Annotated in this window: 22 protein-coding genes; 16 read left to right on the top strand and 6 right to left on the bottom strand. The window is 54.9% G+C overall.

The window, feature by feature from the left end; genetic code table 11:
* Window positions 1-53: 53 nt before the first annotated feature.
* Both AC6I8A_RS23460 and AC6I8A_RS23455 read left to right on the top strand, forming a co-directional pair.
* Complete coding sequence (locus AC6I8A_RS23460; protein WP_008109202.1) at window positions 54-728, top strand: AzlC family ABC transporter permease; 675 nt, start codon at window positions 54-56, stop codon at window positions 726-728.
* Window positions 718-1,038, top strand: a complete 321-nt coding sequence (locus AC6I8A_RS23455; RefSeq protein WP_008109204.1) for an AzlD domain-containing protein — start codon at window positions 718-720, stop codon at window positions 1,036-1,038. The genes AC6I8A_RS23460 and AC6I8A_RS23455 overlap by 11 nt, the downstream gene beginning before the upstream one ends.
* Here AC6I8A_RS23455 and AC6I8A_RS23450 read toward each other — a convergent pair.
* On the bottom strand, window positions 1,020-1,562 hold the full coding sequence (locus AC6I8A_RS23450) for a GNAT family N-acetyltransferase (RefSeq protein ID WP_312179434.1): 543 nt from the start codon (window positions 1,560-1,562) through the stop codon (window positions 1,020-1,022). The genes AC6I8A_RS23455 and AC6I8A_RS23450 overlap by 19 nt on opposite strands.
* A gap of 93 nt (window positions 1,563-1,655) precedes the next feature.
* Here AC6I8A_RS23450 and AC6I8A_RS23445 point away from each other — a divergent pair, with 93 nt between their 5' ends.
* Genes AC6I8A_RS23445 through AC6I8A_RS23435 form a run of 3 tightly spaced genes read left to right on the top strand, consistent with a single transcriptional unit; the run spans window position 1,656 to window position 3,876 of the window.
* Window positions 1,656-2,126, top strand: coding sequence for a GNAT family N-acetyltransferase (locus AC6I8A_RS23445; RefSeq protein WP_256699073.1), 471 nt, complete (start codon window positions 1,656-1,658; stop codon window positions 2,124-2,126).
* A 43-nt stretch (window positions 2,127-2,169) separates the two neighbouring features.
* Window positions 2,170-3,138, top strand: coding sequence for a magnesium/cobalt transporter CorA (gene corA, locus AC6I8A_RS23440; RefSeq protein ID WP_256699165.1), 969 nt, complete (start codon window positions 2,170-2,172; stop codon window positions 3,136-3,138).
* Window positions 3,139-3,189: 51 nt separating this feature from the next.
* Window positions 3,190-3,876 carry a DJ-1/PfpI family protein gene (locus AC6I8A_RS23435; protein WP_479485651.1) on the top strand — a complete coding sequence of 229 codons (687 nt, stop codon included), beginning with the start codon at window positions 3,190-3,192 and terminating at the stop codon, window positions 3,874-3,876.
* Window positions 3,877-3,921: 45 nt separating this feature from the next.
* Here the strand turns inward: AC6I8A_RS23435 and AC6I8A_RS23430 are convergent, their stop codons facing one another.
* Window positions 3,922-4,653, bottom strand: coding sequence for an SDR family oxidoreductase (locus AC6I8A_RS23430; RefSeq protein WP_479485650.1), 732 nt, complete (start codon window positions 4,651-4,653; stop codon window positions 3,922-3,924).
* A 159-nt stretch (window positions 4,654-4,812) separates the two neighbouring features.
* Here AC6I8A_RS23430 and AC6I8A_RS23425 point away from each other — a divergent pair, with 159 nt between their 5' ends.
* Window positions 4,813-5,745 (top strand): AraC family transcriptional regulator, encoded by a 933-nt coding sequence (locus AC6I8A_RS23425; protein WP_265301953.1) that lies wholly within the window; start codon window positions 4,813-4,815, stop codon window positions 5,743-5,745.
* 340 nt (window positions 5,746-6,085) lie between these two features.
* On the opposite strand, the gene AC6I8A_RS23420 is transcribed toward AC6I8A_RS23425, so the two are convergent.
* Window positions 6,086-6,790 carry an SDR family oxidoreductase gene (locus tag AC6I8A_RS23420; protein WP_256699166.1) on the bottom strand — a complete coding sequence of 235 codons (705 nt, stop codon included), beginning with the start codon at window positions 6,788-6,790 and terminating at the stop codon, window positions 6,086-6,088.
* A gap of 105 nt (window positions 6,791-6,895) precedes the next feature.
* Between AC6I8A_RS23420 and AC6I8A_RS23415 the strand changes: the two genes are divergently transcribed.
* The 9 genes from AC6I8A_RS23415 to AC6I8A_RS23375 all read left to right on the top strand — a co-directional run bounded on the left by AC6I8A_RS23415 (window position 6,896) and on the right by AC6I8A_RS23375 (window position 15,059).
* Window positions 6,896-7,786 carry a LysR substrate-binding domain-containing protein gene (locus AC6I8A_RS23415; RefSeq protein ID WP_293792477.1) on the top strand — a complete coding sequence of 297 codons (891 nt, stop codon included), beginning with the start codon at window positions 6,896-6,898 and terminating at the stop codon, window positions 7,784-7,786.
* Between the two features lie 249 nt (window positions 7,787-8,035).
* Window positions 8,036-9,223 (top strand): M20 metallopeptidase family protein, encoded by a 1,188-nt coding sequence (locus tag AC6I8A_RS23410; protein WP_497819330.1) that lies wholly within the window; start codon window positions 8,036-8,038, stop codon window positions 9,221-9,223.
* 21 nt (window positions 9,224-9,244) lie between these two features.
* On the top strand, window positions 9,245-10,093 hold the full coding sequence (locus AC6I8A_RS23405) for a transporter substrate-binding domain-containing protein (RefSeq protein WP_305961345.1): 849 nt from the start codon (window positions 9,245-9,247) through the stop codon (window positions 10,091-10,093).
* A 12-nt stretch (window positions 10,094-10,105) separates the two neighbouring features.
* Window positions 10,106-10,825, top strand: a complete 720-nt coding sequence (locus AC6I8A_RS23400; RefSeq protein WP_008109228.1) for an ABC transporter permease — start codon at window positions 10,106-10,108, stop codon at window positions 10,823-10,825.
* Window positions 10,826-10,834: 9 nt separating this feature from the next.
* Entirely contained in the window at window positions 10,835-11,521 is a 687-nt protein-coding gene (locus AC6I8A_RS23395) for an ABC transporter permease (protein WP_061719022.1), read from the top strand.
* Entirely contained in the window at window positions 11,518-12,294 is a 777-nt protein-coding gene (locus tag AC6I8A_RS23390; RefSeq protein ID WP_265301961.1) for an ABC transporter ATP-binding protein, read from the top strand. Before AC6I8A_RS23395 ends, AC6I8A_RS23390 begins: the two co-directional genes overlap by 4 nt.
* Before the next feature lie 260 nt (window positions 12,295-12,554).
* Entirely contained in the window at window positions 12,555-13,886 is a 1,332-nt protein-coding gene (locus tag AC6I8A_RS23385) for a sensor histidine kinase (protein WP_497819329.1), read from the top strand.
* Between the two features lie 4 nt (window positions 13,887-13,890).
* Window positions 13,891-14,502: a response regulator transcription factor gene (locus tag AC6I8A_RS23380; protein ID WP_265301965.1), complete on the top strand. Its 612-nt coding sequence runs from the start codon at window positions 13,891-13,893 to the stop codon at window positions 14,500-14,502.
* Window positions 14,503-14,588: 86 nt separating this feature from the next.
* Window positions 14,589-15,059: a GlcG/HbpS family heme-binding protein gene (locus AC6I8A_RS23375; RefSeq protein ID WP_265301967.1), complete on the top strand. Its 471-nt coding sequence runs from the start codon at window positions 14,589-14,591 to the stop codon at window positions 15,057-15,059.
* Between the two features lie 34 nt (window positions 15,060-15,093).
* On the opposite strand, the gene AC6I8A_RS23370 is transcribed toward AC6I8A_RS23375, so the two are convergent.
* The 3 genes from AC6I8A_RS23370 to AC6I8A_RS23360 all read right to left on the bottom strand — a co-directional run bounded on the left by AC6I8A_RS23370 (window position 15,094) and on the right by AC6I8A_RS23360 (window position 17,448).
* Window positions 15,094-15,849: a molybdate ABC transporter permease subunit gene (locus tag AC6I8A_RS23370; protein WP_256699084.1), complete on the bottom strand. Its 756-nt coding sequence runs from the start codon at window positions 15,847-15,849 to the stop codon at window positions 15,094-15,096.
* Window positions 15,849-16,772, bottom strand: coding sequence for an extracellular solute-binding protein (locus AC6I8A_RS23365; protein WP_479485644.1), 924 nt, complete (start codon window positions 16,770-16,772; stop codon window positions 15,849-15,851). Before AC6I8A_RS23365 ends, AC6I8A_RS23370 begins: the two co-directional genes overlap by 1 nt.
* Window positions 16,773-16,887: 115 nt before the next feature.
* Entirely contained in the window at window positions 16,888-17,448 is a 561-nt protein-coding gene (locus AC6I8A_RS23360) for a thioredoxin (RefSeq protein ID WP_312179412.1), read from the bottom strand.
* 280 nt (window positions 17,449-17,728) lie between these two features.
* On the opposite strand from AC6I8A_RS23360, the gene AC6I8A_RS23355 reads away from it, so the two are divergent.
* A complete protein-coding gene (locus AC6I8A_RS23355; RefSeq protein WP_256699089.1) occupies window positions 17,729-17,998 on the top strand; it encodes a hypothetical protein in 270 nt (89 codons plus the stop codon).
* The last annotated feature ends 16 nt before the right edge of the window (window positions 17,999-18,014 follow it).

Genomic DNA, 18,014 nt, shown 5'->3' with positions numbered 1-18,014 from the left:
TTCTGCTGCGTTCATTATAACGGCTTTCCTGTTCGATATGAGATCAAATTGTGATGCGTCTGGGTGCAGTGCCGCTTGATCGCGGAGTAATAAAAGCCATATTCCTGGTTTGTCTGGCCGACGGTATTGTCGGGCTTTCTTACGGTTCGCTGGCGGCGGCCGAAGGTTTTCCGCTGTGGGTGCCCATTGCACTCTCAACCCTGGTGCTGGCCGGTGCGTCGGAATTTCTGTTTATCGGCATTGTGGCGGGCGGCGGCAGTCCATTGACCGCAGCAGCGGCTGGGTTGTTGGTTAACGCGCGGCATTTGCCGTTTGGTATTGCGGTGAAAGATCTGGTGGGCAAAGGCAGCCGCAGTCTGTTGGGGTGCCACATCATGAATGATGAAAGCGTGGTGTTTGGTATTTCTCAGCCAAAACTGGCGCAGCGTCGCGCCGCGTACTGGATTTGCGGTTTGGGCATTTTTACCATCTGGCCGCTGTCGGTGATTGGCGGTGCGGTGATCGGCCGCTTTATTCCCGATGTCTCGGCCATTGGTTTAGATGCGGTGTTCCCGGCGATCCTGATTGCCCTGATTTTCCCGGCGCTGCGTCAGCGTCGCACGCTGATCCCCGCTACGCTTGGCACAGCGCTCTCTGTGCTGGCGACGCCGTTTGTGCCAGCGGGCATGCCGGTGCTGTTTTCATTGCTGGGATTACTGAGCTGGCGGGAGCGTAAAAATGCAAAATAATCTGATCATTGGCGGTATCGCGCTGCTGGCGGTAGGCACTTATGCGATCCGCTTCGCCGGTTATCGCCTTGGCAGCCGTATGCAGATGTCGGATCGCGCGCGCAACATGCTGTCTGATGCCGCCACCGTTTTGTTGCTAGCGGTAGCCGTAACCACCGCGCTGTTTGAAGGCACGCACTTCGCTGGCGTAGCGCGCATCGCTGGCGTGCTGTTTGCAGTATTTTTGGCCTGGCGGCGCACACCGTTGATTCTGGTAATTATCGGTGCTGCGCTAATGACCGCGTTGCTACGCTACTTCGGCGTGCCCTGATCGCGCCAGGTTTGCGCGCGTAATTCATATACCAAACTGGCGGGCGCGCCCGGAACATCGTGAACCTGGCCGTAACAGCGCAGTCCCGCCTTTTCCAATACCTGCTGTGATGCAATATGATCCTGACGCACCGCCGCATCAATCACCGGAAGCTGGCATTCATCGAAGCCATAAGCGACAACCCTTCGTGCAAACTCGGTGGCGAAACCTTTTCCCCACGCCTCTTTCGCCAGACGATAGCCAAGATTATTGACCGGCTTGCCAGCAAACTCGCGCACTGATAAACCACCAAATCCTATAACCTCATCCGGCTGTTCCCGCAGGCAAATCGCCCAGTTACCGAAGGGAAAGGATTGCCAGTGCGCCAGCCAGCGAGTTAATACCTCCTCTGCAAAGGCTACATCGGGAAACGGACCCGCCGGATTGAACATATTGGTATCCGGATCGCCATAGATGGCAAACAGGCGCTGAACATCGGTGGATTCAACCGGACGAAGAAACAAACGTGATGAAGTGAGCTGCATTGTCGTAACCTTTTGTAGCCGGAATCGGCGTTATCTTCCTGATGAGTTTTGTTACTGTGATACTCCACGGATTACTAGCATAGAGGAAAACGTATGAAACCGCGTTTAGCCCGCTGTGATGAAACGGCCACGCTGTGGCGTATTCGCAACCTTGCCATTCGCCACGGTTGCCAGGACGCTTATCCAGCAGATGTGATCAGCGCATGGACGCCCGATGCGTTGCCGCACGGTTATTTCGAGGCGGTAAAAAGCAATCCCTTTTATGTGGTCGACGACGCTGAATATGGCGTCGCCGCGACCGGTTTTCTCGATTTGCACAGCGGCAGCGTTGAAGCGATCTTTACGTTGCCCACCTGCAATGGCAAAGGGTATGCCAGCGCGATAATGCAGGCAATTATCGATGAAGCGCGTCAGCGTGGTTTTAATCAGCTGACGCTCGCCGCCACCCCCAACGCCAGTAGCTTCTATCAGCGCCACGGTTTTCGTGTAGTGCGAGAGGCGCTTTATCCCTCGGCGCTGGCGCAAGCCGATCTTCCCTGCGTCGAAATGATTCGCGAACTTTAAGGCTAAAATGACAAACAGTGCAAACAACATGGACCGCGCGAATATGGTAATTAACTGCGTAGCCTATCGCCATGGCGAGCGCGAAGAACATGTCGATATCGCCGATATCAGTGAAGTATTAAAAGAAGAGAAATCCTTCGTCTGGATGGGTTTGTACCAACCCGAACCGGCTTTTATGCAGACGCTGCAGCAGGAATTCAGCCTGCACGAATTGGCGATTGAAGATGCGCTGGTAGCGCATCAGCGACCGAAGATCGAGCAGTATGGCGATTCGGTGTTTATCGTGGTGAAAACCGCCCACATGGATGAGCAGCAGCGCATCACTTTCGGCGAAACCCACTTCTTCCTCGGCAAAAACTTCCTGATCACTGTGCGTCACGGTTCTTCGGAAGGCTATGCAGACATCCGCACCAAAGCCGAAAAGAACCACGCGCTACTGTGTGAAGGACCGGGTTATGCGCTCTACTGCATCCTTGATTTCATCGTTGATAACTACAGTAAAATCACTGAATCCCTCAACGATCGCATTAGCGGGTTGGAACAGGGCATGTTCACCACACGTTTCGACAGCGATGCGCTGCAGAACGTTTATCATCTGCGTCGTGAACTGCTGGCGCTGCGTAACGCGGCGCTGCCGGTGACCGAAATCTGCCAGCAGCTGGTGCGCTTCCACGAAGATATCATTCCTAAAAATCTGCGTGCCTATCTGCGTGACGTGCAGGATCACGCGCATCACGTGATGATCGATGCGGAAGATATGCGTGAAATGCTCACCAGCGCGATGCAGGTCAATCTGGCGCTGGTATCAGTGCAGCAAAGCGAAGTGAATAAAAAGCTCGCTGGTTGGGGTGCGATCCTGATTGTGCCGACCATCATTTTCAGCATGTACGGCATGAACTTCCCCGATATGCCGGAGCTGCATACCCACTTTGGTTATCCTGCAGTGGTGGGCGTAACCATCGTTATCTGCTGTGTGATGTGGTGGCGACTGAAAAAGGCCGGTTGGCTATAAACGTTTAATGCCTGCATTTTTTGCACAACTTCCTGCAACCCGGAGTGAAAGATGTCCTTTACTATTGGTCTGCTGCTGTTCCCCAATCTCACGCAACTTGATCTCACCGGTCCGTGGGAAGTGTTTGCCCGCATGCCCAACGTTAACAACTATCTGATTTGGAAAGATCGCCAGCCGGTGATGTCAGATCGCGGTCTGGCAATCGTACCAACGGTGACCTTTGACGATTGCCCTCAACTCGATCTGATCTGCATTCCCGGCGGTCCGGGACAAATTGCGCTGATGGAGGATGACGAAACGCTGAATTTCGTGCGTCACATGGCGGAAAACGCCAAGTGGGTGACTTCGGTATGTACCGGTTCGCTGGTGTTAGGTGCAGCGGGTTTATTGCAGGGATATCGCGCGACGTCACATTGGGGTTCGCTTGATCAACTCAGCTTGCTCGGTGCCACGCCGGTAGCGGAACGTGTGGTGCGCGATCGCAACCGCATCACTGGCGCGGGCGTCACCTCGGGCATTGATTTCGCTTTAACCGTGGCGGAAGAGCTGCTTGGACGTGAGACAGCGGAAAATATCCAGTTGCAGATGGAGTACGATCCGGCGCCGCCATTCCATTCCGGTTCACCACGCAGCGCATCGCCGGAACGGTTGGCCGAGGCAAAAATCCAGATGCAGGATTTTATTGCTCGTCGACGTGTAGCGACCGAAAGTGCCGCAGCACGGCTCAAGCGTGACTGAGAAAAACTGGCGATTTCAGCCTGAAATCGCCACAAGTTTTACCGCTTAATGTGCGCTGGCAGTAGGGCGCACGGTGATTTCACTGGTATCCACCTCGCCAGGCTGATCGATGGCCCAACCCACCGCTTTGGCAATCGCTTCCGGCTTGAGCGCAATCTGGCGATAGCTCTTCATCGCGTCACGCGCGGTGTTATCGCTGATGATATCCGCCAGTTCAGATTCCACCACGCCAGGATTGATCACCGTAACCCGCAGATGCTGCGACTCCTGACGCAGGCCATCGGAAATCGCGCGGACGGCAAACTTGGTGGCGCAATACACGGCGGCGGTTGGCGAAACAGTCAGTGCACCAATTGAGGCGATATTGATAACGTGACCATATTGCTGCGCTTGCATAGTCGGCAGCACCGCCGCAATGCCATACAGCACGCCGCGAATGTTGACGTCGAGCATCAAATCCCATTCATCGACTTTCATTGAGCTCATCGGTGACAGTGGCATCACGCCCGCATTGTTGATCATCACATCAATACGGCCATATTTCTCCAGTGCAAAATCGGCCAGCTGCTGTGTGTCGGCGCGCTGGGTGACGTCGGTGGCGAGGTAATCCACGCTCGCCCCGCCAAAACGCAATTCATCACATAACGCCTGCAGACGACCGGTACGGCGTGCGCCGAGCACCAGCTGATGGCCTTGTTGCGCCAGATGACGTGCAATGCTTTCGCCAATGCCGCTGCTGGCACCCGTCAAAATAATCACTTTCTTAACTGTATTCATGATGCATTCCTCGTTGAGTTGACGAGGCTATTGTTGATAAATCACGCAGTGCGCAACAGACCGAATTGTGGCGCATCTTTGCCTGATTCTCTCGGGCACATTGTGCAATCACGATTTACACCGCTATGCTTTGCCTGAATCTCTCTGAGGAAATTATTCATGCCGCACACCGTGCAACAGCGCACCTGCGCTTTACTGAGTCAGCTGGCGCGCCAGGAGGGCTATACCGAATCGCTGCTCGATAGCGTGCGCTTTATGCGCGCCGATCGGCAGTGGGCGCGCACGCCGGTATTGTATGAGCCGAGCATCATTATTATTTGCCAGGGATCGAAACGCGCGTTTCTCGCCGACAAAATGTATCGCTACGACGCGCAACATTATCTGGTGTTGTCGGTGCCGCTGCCATTTTCTGCTGAGACGGAAGCCACATCAGAAGAGCCGCTGCTGGGCATCGCTATTCGTCTGGATGTTGCCATGGTGGCGCGGCTGGTGGCACAACTGGCCAGCAGTGATACAACGGTAACCGCTGCACCGGCGGGCATCATCTCCACACCGATCAACGAAACGCTGGCGGAGAGCACGCTACGTTTACTGGAAACGTTGAGCGATCCCCTTGAAGCCAAAGTGTTGGGACCGGCGCGCGTCGAAGAGATCTGTTTTCGCGTATTGATGGGCGAGCAGGGCGGCGCGGTGCGTGCGGCGTTAACCTATCAAGGCCATTTTGGTCGTATCGCGCGAGCTTTGCAGCGCATCCATGCCGACTGGCGTCAGCCGCTGGATGTGCCGCATCTGGCGAATGAAGCCGGCATGAGTGTGCCGCGTTTCCATCTGCATTTTAAAACGGTGACGCAAACCTCGCCGATTCAATATCTAAAATCGCTGCGCTTGCATCAGGCGCGTTTAATGATGATCCGCGACAATCTCACCGCCGCAGGCGCAGCAGCGCGCGTCGGCTATGAGAGTGATTCGCAGTTTAATCGTGAGTTCAAACGGATGTTTGGTCGCAGTCCGGCAGAAGAAGCGCGGGAGATGAAGCGGGCGTTTGAGTTGTTACCGCCGGAGCAGCTGTCCGGCCGATTGCAGGCGCATTAACTTAGCAAATGCTCATGATGGCAACCACTAATAAAATCCAGAAGGCAGCACAGCCGGTAAACATCAGTTGCCAAACCTGATGGCGTTGTGCGGTGAAAAGAGTAGACATACGAGCACGTAGAACCGATTGCATAGCGACCTCAAATCAAAATGTTCATAAAAGTAAGTAAGCGAGCTGAAGCAGGAAAATTCTGTCAGCGAATAAGAACATTCTGACTTTTTTTGAGGGGTAAAATCGACAAGACCAGTCTTGTTTTTTGCTTGATAAATAATCGGTAATAAAATAAAAAGCCGTGAAAGTCAGGAGGCTATTCACGGCGACATCCAGATATTTTTCTCATTACACGTTGCGCGTCACGCCGCCATCAACGCGAATATTCTGGGCGGTAATATAGGCCGCACCGGGCGATGCCAGGAAGGCGATGGTTGCTGCCACTTCTGCAGACGTGCCGTAGCGTTGTAATGGCACGCTGTCGCGACGTTCATTGGTTTTCGGCAAGCTATCGATCCAGCCAGGCAGGACATTGTTGATGCGAATGTTATCGGCCGCGTAAGTATCGGCGAAGATTTTGGTGAAGGATGCCAGCCCGGCACGGAACACCGCTGAGGTCGGGAACATATCGGTTGGCTCAAACGTCCACGCCGAGGAGATATTGATAATGCTGCCGCCGCCCTGTTTCTGCATGGTTGGCGTGACCAGGCGCGTGGCGCGCACCACATTCAAAAAGTAGGTTTCCATGCCGAGCTGCCACTGCTCGTCGGTTAATTCCAGAATCGGCGCACGCGGACCATGACCGGCGCTGTTCACCAGCACATCAATGCGGCCCCAACGCGCCAGCGTTTGATCCACCAGCTTCTGCAGATCTGCAATCGACTGATTAGAACCGGTCACGCCTAAACCGCCCAGCCGCTCCGCCAGCGCTTCACCTTTACCGGATGAAGAGAGGATCGCCACTTTAAAGCCGTCACTTGCCAGTTTCTCCGCTGCTGCTGCACCCATGCCGCTGCCGCCTGCGACGATTACTGCGACTTTTTCTACTGTCATCATTGATCTTCCTGTTAATTAAAAATCGATTAAATCCAGTATAAAAGGTAATTTCAGCAGCAGAGAGTCAGTCTGTTTGCCAATTGACGATAGGAAAACTACAGGATGAGCCAGGGATTTAACGAGTTGCCGCCGCTCAATGCATTGAAAGTGTTTGAAGCCGTGACGCGGCATCTTAATTTTCGCCTGGCGGCGGAAGAGTTAGGCGTGACGCAGGGCGCGGTGGCGCAGCAAATTCGCGGTCTGGAATCCAGCCTTGGGCTGAAATTATTCGATCGATTGCCGCGCACGCTGGCGCTGACCGGCGCAGGTGCAGGTTATGCGGTGAGCATCCGCCAAGCGTTTGAACTGATCGATGAAGCCACGCGCACGCTGCGTCCGGAACCGAATCGCTTAACGTTAAGCGTAACGCCCACCTTTGCCAGCCGCTGGATGCTGCCACGCCTACCGAATTTTACCGCCGCGTGGCCGGATATCGATCTGCGCGTGTTGGCGTCTGAGCGGCTGGTGCAGTTTCATCATGAAGGCGTCGATTTAGCGGTGCGCTACGGCAGGCCGCCATTTGGCGCGGGTCTGGATGCCACATTACTGTTTAGCCAAACGGTATTAGCGGTAGTGAGTCCGGCGCTGCTTGCCGAGCTGGGAAATCCGGCCGACAGCGACAACTGTCTGCGCTACGCCTTGCTGCACGATGGTCATCATCTTTGGCCTGCGTTTCTCGCGTTTAACTTCCCGCAAGTATCGCTACATCATCAGCATAACCTGCGTTTCAATCAAACCGCGCTGGCATTGGAAGCGGCGATCAGCGGGCAGGGCATTGCGCTCACCAGCCCGCATTTCGTGCAGAACGATCTGGCCAGCGGACGTTTGGTGCCTGCGTTTCCGCAGCAAATGACCATGGATGCCGGTTGGTATCTGGTGTGGCCGCGCCGTCCGCGCGAGCAAGCGCCAGTGATGGCGGTGCGCGATTGGCTTTTAGCGCAGGTTAGCAGCTGATTATTGTTCAATAACGAAATCAGTAAAACTGATGATCCGCACGGGATCATGAATGTTATAACTGCTTAATGATGCAGATGTGGGGTTTTATCCTGCTAAGGCAGTGAATTAGCAAAATATTGCGAAAATTCAGCAAGTAAAGCAACTGATTGCGCGTTGCATTCTGTCGGGTGCTGTGAATAAATACGGAGTCAATTTTAATAAAAATGCCATAAAGGCCAGGCTCGCGCCTGAAAAAGATCATTGCCTATGACCGACCATAAAGATGTTTTAGCCAGGGACATCAGCGCCAAAAGTGAAAGCATGCAGGCGCATCTCATCGCCATCCGCCGTGACATTCACGCGCATCCGGAACTGGGTTTCGACACCATTCGCACTGCGCACATCGTTGAGCAGGAGCTGCTGCGCCTGGGTTTGACGCCGAAAACCGGCGTCGGCAGAACCGGCGTGATAGTTGAGATTGTCGGCGCGCATCCCGGTAAAACCGTGCTGTTGCGCGCGGACATGGATGCATTGCCAATCCATGAACAAACCGGTTTATCTTTCAGCAGCCAATATCCTGGCAAAATGCACGCCTGCGGCCACGATATTCACACCGCGACGATGCTCGGCGTGGCGGCGATTGTGCCGCACTATCGCGCGCAATTGCATGGCACCTTGCGTTTGATTTTTCAGCCAGCGGAAGAGACGCCCGATAGCGGTGCCGAAGCGATGATCGCCGATGGCGCGGCAGACGGCGTCGATCTTGCCATTACGCTGCACAATAAACCGGAACTGGCCGCCGGGGAAATTGGCTTAACGCGCGGTGCCAGCACCGCCTCCAGCGACGAGTTTGATGTGGTGGTGCACGGTAAATCAACGCATGCCGCCCGTCCGCACATGGGAACCGATCCGATCATAGCCGCCGTGAACCTGGTCAGCCAGCTGCAAACCATTATTTCGCGCGAGCTCGATCCCGCCAACTCGGCAGTGCTGACCATCGGGCACATTCATGGCGGCAGCACGCACAACATCATTTCCGATAGCTGCCTGATTCAGGGCACGGTGCGCGCCAAATCACCGGCGGCGCGTGCGCATATCGAAGAGGCGTTCAAACGTATCTGCGCGGGCGTCGCGCTGTCGCTGAATGTGCGCGTTGAGGTCAATTATCAGCGCGGCGTACCGCCGTTAATGAACGACGATGCGCTGATTGATGCGCTGGAACCGATTTTGTCGCATCAGTTTGGTAAGGCGATTGTCGCCAAACCGAGCGCCAGTTTTGGTGCTGAAGATTTCTCGCTGTTTACCGAGCGCGTGCCAGGCTGCCAGATCCACATCGGATCCGGCGCGCCGGGGCGCGACGACCATCTGCACAATTCGGATTACCAACCCGACGAGCGCAGTATCCATGCCGGCACGCAGGCATTAGCCCGTTTAGCCATTGATTTACTCTCTTAAAATAACGAACTTCGAGGTTTTCTGATGATGCGTAAAGGACTGTTTACCGCTTCTATGGGCATGCTGCTGCTTGCCTCTTCCGCTCTGGTGCAGGCAAAAGATTTTGGCACGCTGAAATTCGCCACTGAAGCTGCTTATCCGCCGTTTAACCAATCCACGCCGAACGGCAAAATCGTCGGTTATGAGCCGGATATGGTGGCTGAAATCGCTAAACGTGCTGGTTTCAAATACGAAATCGTGGCGCAGAAATGGTCCGGTATGATTCCGGGTTTAGTCGATGGCAAATATGACGCGGTGATCGATGCCGTGACCGTTACGCCGAAGCGTGAAGAAGTGGTGGATTTCTCTCGCCAGTACACCGTGAGTGTTTCAGGATTCGTGACTCTGAAAGGCAGCGCAGTTGATACCTTGCCAGGCAATGGCGAAGTGGTGCTGGCGGATGACGAAGCGGCTATGACCAAATCTATCGATGCTTTGAAAGCCAAATTCAAAGGCAAAACCATTGCGGTGCAGGTTGCCACCATTCAGGCGGATTTCCTCAACAAATATCTGGCGGATGTGGCAACGATTCGCACGTATCAGGCTGGCCCGGAAACCTTCGCCGATCTGCTGAACGGCCGTGTTGATGCGGTAATGGCGTCACGCACCAACCTGAATGCCTATGTGAAAAAGCATGCGGATACCGTGAACAGTACCGGTTACGGTTTCTCCGGCGGCGTGTTGGGCCAGGGTTCAGCTATCGCGATTCAGAAAAACAATCCTGAGCTGAAGGCGGCGCTGGATAACGCGTTAAATTCAATGATCAAAGATGGCACGCTGAAGCAGCTGTCTGAAAAATGGTTCGGCGAAAACGTCGCACCTAAAGAGTAATTCCAGGCGCTTATGGCTATTGATTGGCAAATCTTAGGTTTTGGTGACGAAGGTTGGGGCGGCGTGTTGCTTAACGCTGCCACGGTGACCGTCACCGTTTCATTATGTGCATGGCTGCTGGGCGCAATTCTCGGCAGCCTGTTGTGTTGGATGCAGATTGGTGGCGGGCGCTGGCAGCAGCGCCTCGCCAACGGTTACATCACGCTGTTTCGTGGTGTGCCGGAGCTGCTGGTGATCTACCTGTTCTATTTTGGTGGGCGTCAGGTGGTGTCGTTTGTTGGGGAAAGTCTTGGCCTACAAGGACCGTTTGATGTGAACGGCTTTGTCGCCGGTGCGATTGCCATCGGCCTGATCTCCGGCGCTTATCAAAGCAGCGTGTTCCGCGGTGCGTTCTATGCGATCCCAAAAGGCACGCTGGAAGCCGCAACGGTAACCGGCATGGGCCGTTTGATGCTGTTCCGCCGCATGATTGTGCCGCAAGCGTTGAAAACTGCGCTGCCGGGCATGGGCAATCAGTGGCAATCGGTAATCAAAGAGTCGGCGCTGGTTTCGGTCACTGGCTTAGTGGAAACCATGAACCAGATCTCCACCGCCTCGAACTCGACACAAATGCCGTTCTTCTTCTACAGCGTTGGCGCGGTGATCTACCTGATCATCACCACCTGTTCCGATTTTGTTTTCCGCTATGTGGAAAAAGTGGCCATGCGCGGGCAACAACGCGCGCGGTTGTAAGGAGCCACGATGGATGTCACTTTTCTGCAGCACACCTTAGCTGCGTTGCTGCGCGGCCTGCCGCTGACGCTCAATCTGGCGCTGTTGTCGTTGTTGGGTGGCGGCGTGCTGGCGCTGCTGCTCAATCTGCTGCGCCAGAATCGCTTCGGCAGCTACGTTACCCGTTTCTACGTCTGGGTATTTCGCGGCACGCCGTTGCTGATTCAGATCTTCATGATCTATTACGGCCTCGGCAGCTTACCAGCGGTGCGCGAAAGCGTGCTGTGGCCGCTGCTGCGCGATCCTTACTGGTGCGGTTTGATTGCATTAATTCTTAACGATGCGGCTTACACCTCGGAGATTCTGCGCGGCGGGCTCAACGCGGTGAGCGTGCAGTCGCTGGAAGCGGCCAAAGTGAGCGGCATGTCGCGCTTCACCACGCTGCGTCGCATCACGCTGCCGCTGGCGGTGCGCCAGGCATTGCCGGCTTACAGCAATGAAATTATCTCGATGATCAAATCGACCTCGCTGGTCAGCACCATCAGCTTGATGGAGATGACCGGCATTGCTGATTCCATTGTCTCTGAAACTTTCCGCGCGCTGGAGGTGTTTATCAGCGCGGCGATTATCTATCTGCTACTGACCGTGCTGGTGAGTAAAGCGGTAGCGCTGCTGGAGCGCCGTTTGTCCCCTTATCACGTTGGAGCACGTCCATGAGTAAACCCACTATCGCCCTGAGTCATCTCAGAAAAAGTTATAGCGGGCACGAAGTGCTGCACGATATCAGCCTGACGGCGCAGGATGGCGACGTGATTTCGCTGATCGGTGCCAGTGGCTCAGGCAAAAGTACCTTGTTGCGCTGCATTCCGTTCCTGGAAGTGCCGCAGGGCGGGGAAATTGCGGTGGGTGACGAAGTGGTCACTATCGATAATCCCGACGAGAAGCTCAGCCGCGAGCAGCAGCGTCGTATCAAGCTGATGCGCATGCAACTCGGTTTTGTATTTCAGAGCTTCAATCTGTGGCCGCATAAAACCGTATTGCAGAACATCATCGAAGCGCCGATTCATGTGCAGAAGCGCAGTAGCAAAGAGGCGATTGAAGAGGCCGAAGCGCTGCTGCAAAAAGTGGGTCTGTACGAGAAGCGTAACGCGTGGCCTTCGCAGCTTTCGGGTGGTCAGCAACAGCGCGTGGCGATCGCCCGTGCGCTGGCGCAGCAGCCGAAGGCGATTCTGTTTGATGAGCCGACGTCAGCGCTTGACCCCGAGCTGGTGGGCGAAGTGTTACGCGTGATTCGCAGTCTGGCAGAAGAGGGACGCACCATGATCATCGTTACGCATGAAATGGGCTTCGCGCGCGATGTCTCGAACAAAGCGGTGTTTCTGCATCAGGGCAAGATTGAAGAAGCCGGTTCGCCACAGCAAGTTTTCAGCGATCCGCTTTCAGCACGCTGTCGCGCATTTGTGAGTAGTCACTTAAATCGGAATAGTTAATAACAGCTTCCTTTCTGTTTGCACCAGCTCCATGAGCGAGCTGGTGCACCTCATGTTTTCCATTAATTTCCTCGTAATCAAAGCCAGTGCTGTCGTATTTGGTGGTCCGAATCGCAGCGACCGCGCGTCAGGCACACTTCTGAAAACACGAGCCGACCGGGAAAAGTCGTTGAATCCCAATACGGCGCGGGTTACAACGTTTGACTTTAGTCAGGCCTCCTTTGCTGGAGTACTTCTTTACTGCATAACCACGGAATTCTATGCCGCACACTTACCGACCATGGATGAAAAGGTATTGGCTGGTCTGGCTACTGTTAACGCTGATCACCTTGATAGCGTTATTTGCCGATCAAATTTTGCAGCAGCAGCGTGTGGGCGAGGCGCAATTTAATCAGCAATTTAACCGCCTTGCCGCCTATCAAACGCAGAATGAAACGCTATTGCCGCTGCTTGATGGCGATGAGGATCTCGCTGCTTTGCAGAGCAAATTTCCGCAGCTTGTCCTGCTGGAACACACCGTAAATCGTCCGTTAACCGCGCCACGTTTTGAAGAAGTGAGCGGTGGACGCTATTGGCTCTACAATCCTTACCGCCAGATTCGCATGCTGATCGATTTGCACTTTGCCCTGCAAACCTCAGATGTAGCGCTGGCGTTGGCGTTTCATATCCACGCTCCGCCTGCGATGCAAACAGCGAACTATTCGGACTCGGCGCGTTGGCAATGGCAGCGGCCGTTCATCAATCACTATCAGCCGTTCTTACTGAAAGGCAGCGCCAATCCCGACTGGCGAGCGCTGCATATGCTGCCATTTACGCTGGCGCTGCTGTTGTGGCTGGTGATTGGCGGCTTGGGCTGGTGGCTGTTGCGTCACTGGCGTCAACATGTGGAGATGCGCCTGCGTGCGGACTATTTCCAGCGTACGCGGCGTGAAGCGCTGGGCGAGTTCACTGCGGGCATCATTCATGAAATCAATCAGCCGCTGACCGCCATCAACACCTGGTTGCATAGCAGTCAGTTACTGTTGAGGCAGGGTAAACACGAAAATCTGCCACAGGCGCTCAACGCGATGAGTTTGCAAACCGAACGCCTCGCGGCGTTGCTGCAGCGTTTTCGCGACATCGTGAGCGAACGCCCGGTAGCGATGAGCGCTGTGAATCCGGAAGCGGTTTGGCGGCGCGTAACAGTGCTGTTGCAACAGGAACTGGATGATGGCGATGTCGCGCTGCGTCAGCAGTTCCAGCACGGTCAGGCGAAAGTGCTAAGCGATCCACAGTGGCTGGAACAGGTGTTCCACAACCTGTTGCAAAACGCCATTCACATGCAGCACGGACGTCCCGATGCATGGGTGAACATTGCATCGGAGCATGTTCCACAGGGCATCAAAATCATCATCAGTGATAACGGTCCCGGCTTCTCTGCGGAAGGATTAGCGCAGGCTTGCATGCCGTTTTACAGCACGCGCGCCAATAGCATGGGATTAGGCATGACGTTGGTCGAGAACTTGATGTTACGCATGAACGGCCAGCTGCGGCTGGCAAATCGCGCTGCAGGCGGCGCGGAGATTACCTTAATTTTCCAACTGGCGGAGTAACGGAATGGTCGCAAAGGTTTGGTTAGTGGATGATGATTTGTCTGTGCGTGAATCGCTCGGTTTTTTACTTAAAACGCTGGAATATGACGTGGCCGATTTTGCCGATCTGGCCGCATTTGAAGCGGCCACGCAAGCGCAGGAACCGCTGCGCGGCTGTTTGCTGCTGGATGTGCGCATGCCGGGCATTAGCGGCCTGAGCTGGCTGGCGGAACAGGGCGATCGCCATCCGCTGCTGCCGGTGATCATCATGACCGGTCACGGCACCATTGATGCCTGCCGTCGTGCATTTCGTCAGGGCGCGTTTGAGTTTTACACCAAGCCGCTGGATATAGAACCGCTGCTGGAAACTATTCATCTGGCATTCAATGAGAGTGAACAACGTGCCGGGCGCTGGCAGTCGCAGCAGGGTTTGCAGGCGCGATTTGCGCTATTATCGGCGCGTGAAACTGAAGTAATGCAAATGATGATTGCCGGGCAAACCAGCAAAGAGATCGCGCGTGATTTATCGCTGTCGCCGCGTACCGTGGAAGCGCACCGCGCGGCAGTGTTCGCCAAGCTGGAACTCAATAATCTCGCGCAATTGATTCACGCCTGGCAGCAGCTGAACCAGGTATAACTACCAGGATGAACGGGTAATCGCCCGAATATTTCTTTTCTCTGCCGCGCTTTAAAGTGCCACTCACTATTAAACAGGAGTGACACATGAACATCCGCCTTTCTCTGATTGCCGCTGCGGCGGCCTTTGTTTCCTTTAGCAGCCATGCGGCATTAACTGAATCCAACCTTTCACTGGCTGACGCACAGAAGCTGGCAAGCGCCGCGATTCAGTCGTGCGCGGCGAAAAACTACAACGTAGCCGTGACCGTGGTTGATCGTGCCGGTGTGGTAAAAGCGGTGCAGCGCATGGATAATGCCGGTCCGCACACCGTTGAAGCCAGCCAGATGAAAGCCTACACCGCGCTCAGCACCAAAAATCCAAGCGGCAAGGTGATGGAAGCGGCGCAGAATAATGCCGGTGCGCAGAATATGCGTGATATTCCTGGCTTCCTGCTGTTGGCGGGTGGTGTGCCGGTGAAAAGCGGCGATCAGGTGATTGGCGCAATCGGCATCGGCGGCGCACCGGGCGGCAATCTGGATGAAGCCTGCGCGATGGATGCACTGAAAGCGTTATAAACAAAGTCTAGGGTCGCCATTCATGGCGACATGGTCACATGCGGCGTGACAGCGCAAAACAGATCAGCGGCATCGGCAAGGTAAACAGCAGCAGCAACCACAGCAGCACATACACCGCGTCGATGCCATTATTTTGCAGATTGTTATACAGCTGAACCGGCATGCCCTGCGGGAACCAGGCAAAGATCATCACGATGCCAAACTCGCCCATAGCACGCGCCCACGCCAGTGCGCTGGCGGTTGCCAGCCCCGGCGCGGCAAGCGGGATCGATAGACGCCAAAAACGCTGCCACGGCGACGCGCCCAACGTGCGGCCCGCTTCCAGAATCGGCTTTGGCACACCGGCAAACGCCGAACGTGCGGTGGTGACGAAGTAGGGCAACGCGCCGTACCATTGCGCCAGAATAAACGCGGCCGGATTATTCACCAGCGTCCAGCCAAACTTCTCCAACAGTTCACCCGGCAAACTATACGGCCCGTAAGCGCTTACCAACAAAATCCCCATCGCCAGCGGCGGCGTCAGCAGCGGGATCATCACCAGCAGTTCGACGATTAACCGCATCCGACCGCGCGCCTGCGACAGCCACCATGCCAGCGGCAATCCACTGACAAAAATCAGCAATAGCGCGATCACACCCAAACCCAGCGACGTAGCGATAGCATTGCCATCGCCCCACGCCAGCTGCAGATGCTGCCAGTTGGTGACGCCAATCAGCGTGAGAAAAGGCACCGCCAGCAACAGCAGTGCGGGCAGTGACAGCCATAGCGCGGTGGCGTGACGGGTTTTCATCAAGGGTAGATCGAACTGCCTTTCGGCGCGGCATAGCCATTCTGTTTAAACAGCGCCTGTCCCGGCTGACTCAGCATAAAATCGACAAAGGCTTTGCCGGCGGCAGCACCGTGCGGGGCGTTCTTCAACACGGCGGCGTAGTAAACCAGCGGCTGCGTGTGTAGCACTTTGTCTTTGCCCGCGCCGTCTTTCACGCTGAAACTCACCGTGTTGTACCACTGCTTCGCCATTGCCGGATTACTCAGATTAATCTCGTCGGGCAGTGCCACATAGGGCAGATGCGCGGAGATCACTTCGCTCTCGTAACCGGCGGCGGCATCAACCTGGCCGCTTTCCAGCCGTGTTAGCAGGCCGCCTTCCAGATGGGTTTGTGCCGGATTTTGATAGCCGCCCATAATTTTATCGGCGATGCCCGGCTGCTGGTAATACTTCTCGGCCAGCAGCAGGGTAAAGATGATGTTCTGGCCTTTAGGATCGTTGATCGGATCGGTGCGGCCAAACTTAATGCCTGGCGTTGCCAGCACCTTCAGCCAGCTGGTGTTGCTGCCTTTGGCCTGCGCGAACTGCTGCGCGTATTTTCCTTTCGGGCTATACGCCACCACCATACTGGTGCTCGCCACTGGGACCGCATCATCAATCAATCCAGCATCTTTCAGGATCTGCATCGGCCCCGGTGTGATGGAAACAAACACATCGGCGGTGATTTTTTTGCTCGCCAGCAAACGTGCCATGCCATAGGCGCCCTGGCCCTGACCTTCGTACGTGCCGTTATTTTGCTTAGCAAAGGCCGGACCTAATGATTGGTCCATCACTTTGCCCATCGAACCGGCGTAGGTCACGCGGATATCGGTGTTCGCTTGTGCATGCAGACTCAAGCCCGCGCCCGCTGTGAGCAGCAGCGCGGTGAGGTGAGTAAATCGCATTTCGTTTATCGCTATATAATTAGGTAGATAGCGATTATCGGAATTGAGGCGAGCAGTGCAAGCGAAAATCTATTGCGAAATCATACCAAAGGCCCGCCGCAACGGGCCGACGCGCTTAGGCGAGAATGCGTTTGGCCCAGGATTCAATCTCGTCGCCGCTGCCGATATCCAGCTGCACTAAACCATTGGTGATGAAGGTTGGTGAAACGTGGATGCCATTTTGCCGCGAATATTTGCTGTGCCATTTGATCTCATTTTGCAGTTCGGCACGCAGGAACGGTTCGCGTGCGTTAACGCCGCTGTAATGCTCAAGACGATCGAGAATCTGATTCGGCGTCGCGTCCATATTCGGGCCGTGGCTGTGATCGATAAACTCGAACTCTTCACGATGATCGGCCACCGCTTGCAGCACCTTTTTGGCGGCTGCTTTGCCTTCAGGCAAGGTGGAGGCGGCAAGGATGTAGCGCACAATCACGCCCGAATACATATGCCAGGGCTGTGATTGCAAACGGATTTTTAACGTCATCTTCTCTTCGCCCACTAATTGCAGCAGCGCGTCGAGCTTGTTGAATGCGCGCACGGAGAACGGGCAGGTCGGTTCCAGAAAGACTTCAAACACTTTCGGGCCGTGGCCCCAAACCAGCGGATCGGCGTGTAATGCGGTGGATTGGCTCATGGTAATTCCCTTTTGCAACGATAAAAGTTGCCTTACTTTGGCAAAGCGCTGCGCGGACAGCCAGCGCGGGTTTATGCTTTTTTGTTACAAAGCCATTCGATTGCTGCAAATGTGGCGAAAGAAAAATCGTTTTATAGATCCGCGAGCTACAAGAAACTCGGCTCGCAGCAGCTTTGCACAGAAAATAAGCGGCTATAGTTAATCCTGTTTCAATCTTCTTACTTGTAGCATTTTTAGTTCATTTGCCTGGAGCCAAACGTTAAGAGCATCGAGGTTCAATGTGTTTGCCAATCTCTCCTGGAAAATCATTCATCAGGTTCTCAACGAAACCATTGTTGAGTTAATGGACGAACATGAAACGCTGGACGTTCCCACTCTGCGTGAGCGGCTGCTGGAGATGGCGGAGAGCGAATCCGATGAATTAATGGTGTTGTGTTACTGGCAAGCGAGCAGAGTGCTAACGCGCTTGCCGCCGACGGTAACCGCCAGCCAACTGATTGAAGAGGCGCGCGTCGCCTATCGCACGCCGATTTATCATGATCCGCTTTAACCCTTGATGCTTTTCA

It is taken from the genome of Pantoea sp. X-Soil-ISGK-275, from assembly GCF_059730795.1.
This window is presented reverse-complemented; position numbering and strand designations above follow the sequence as displayed.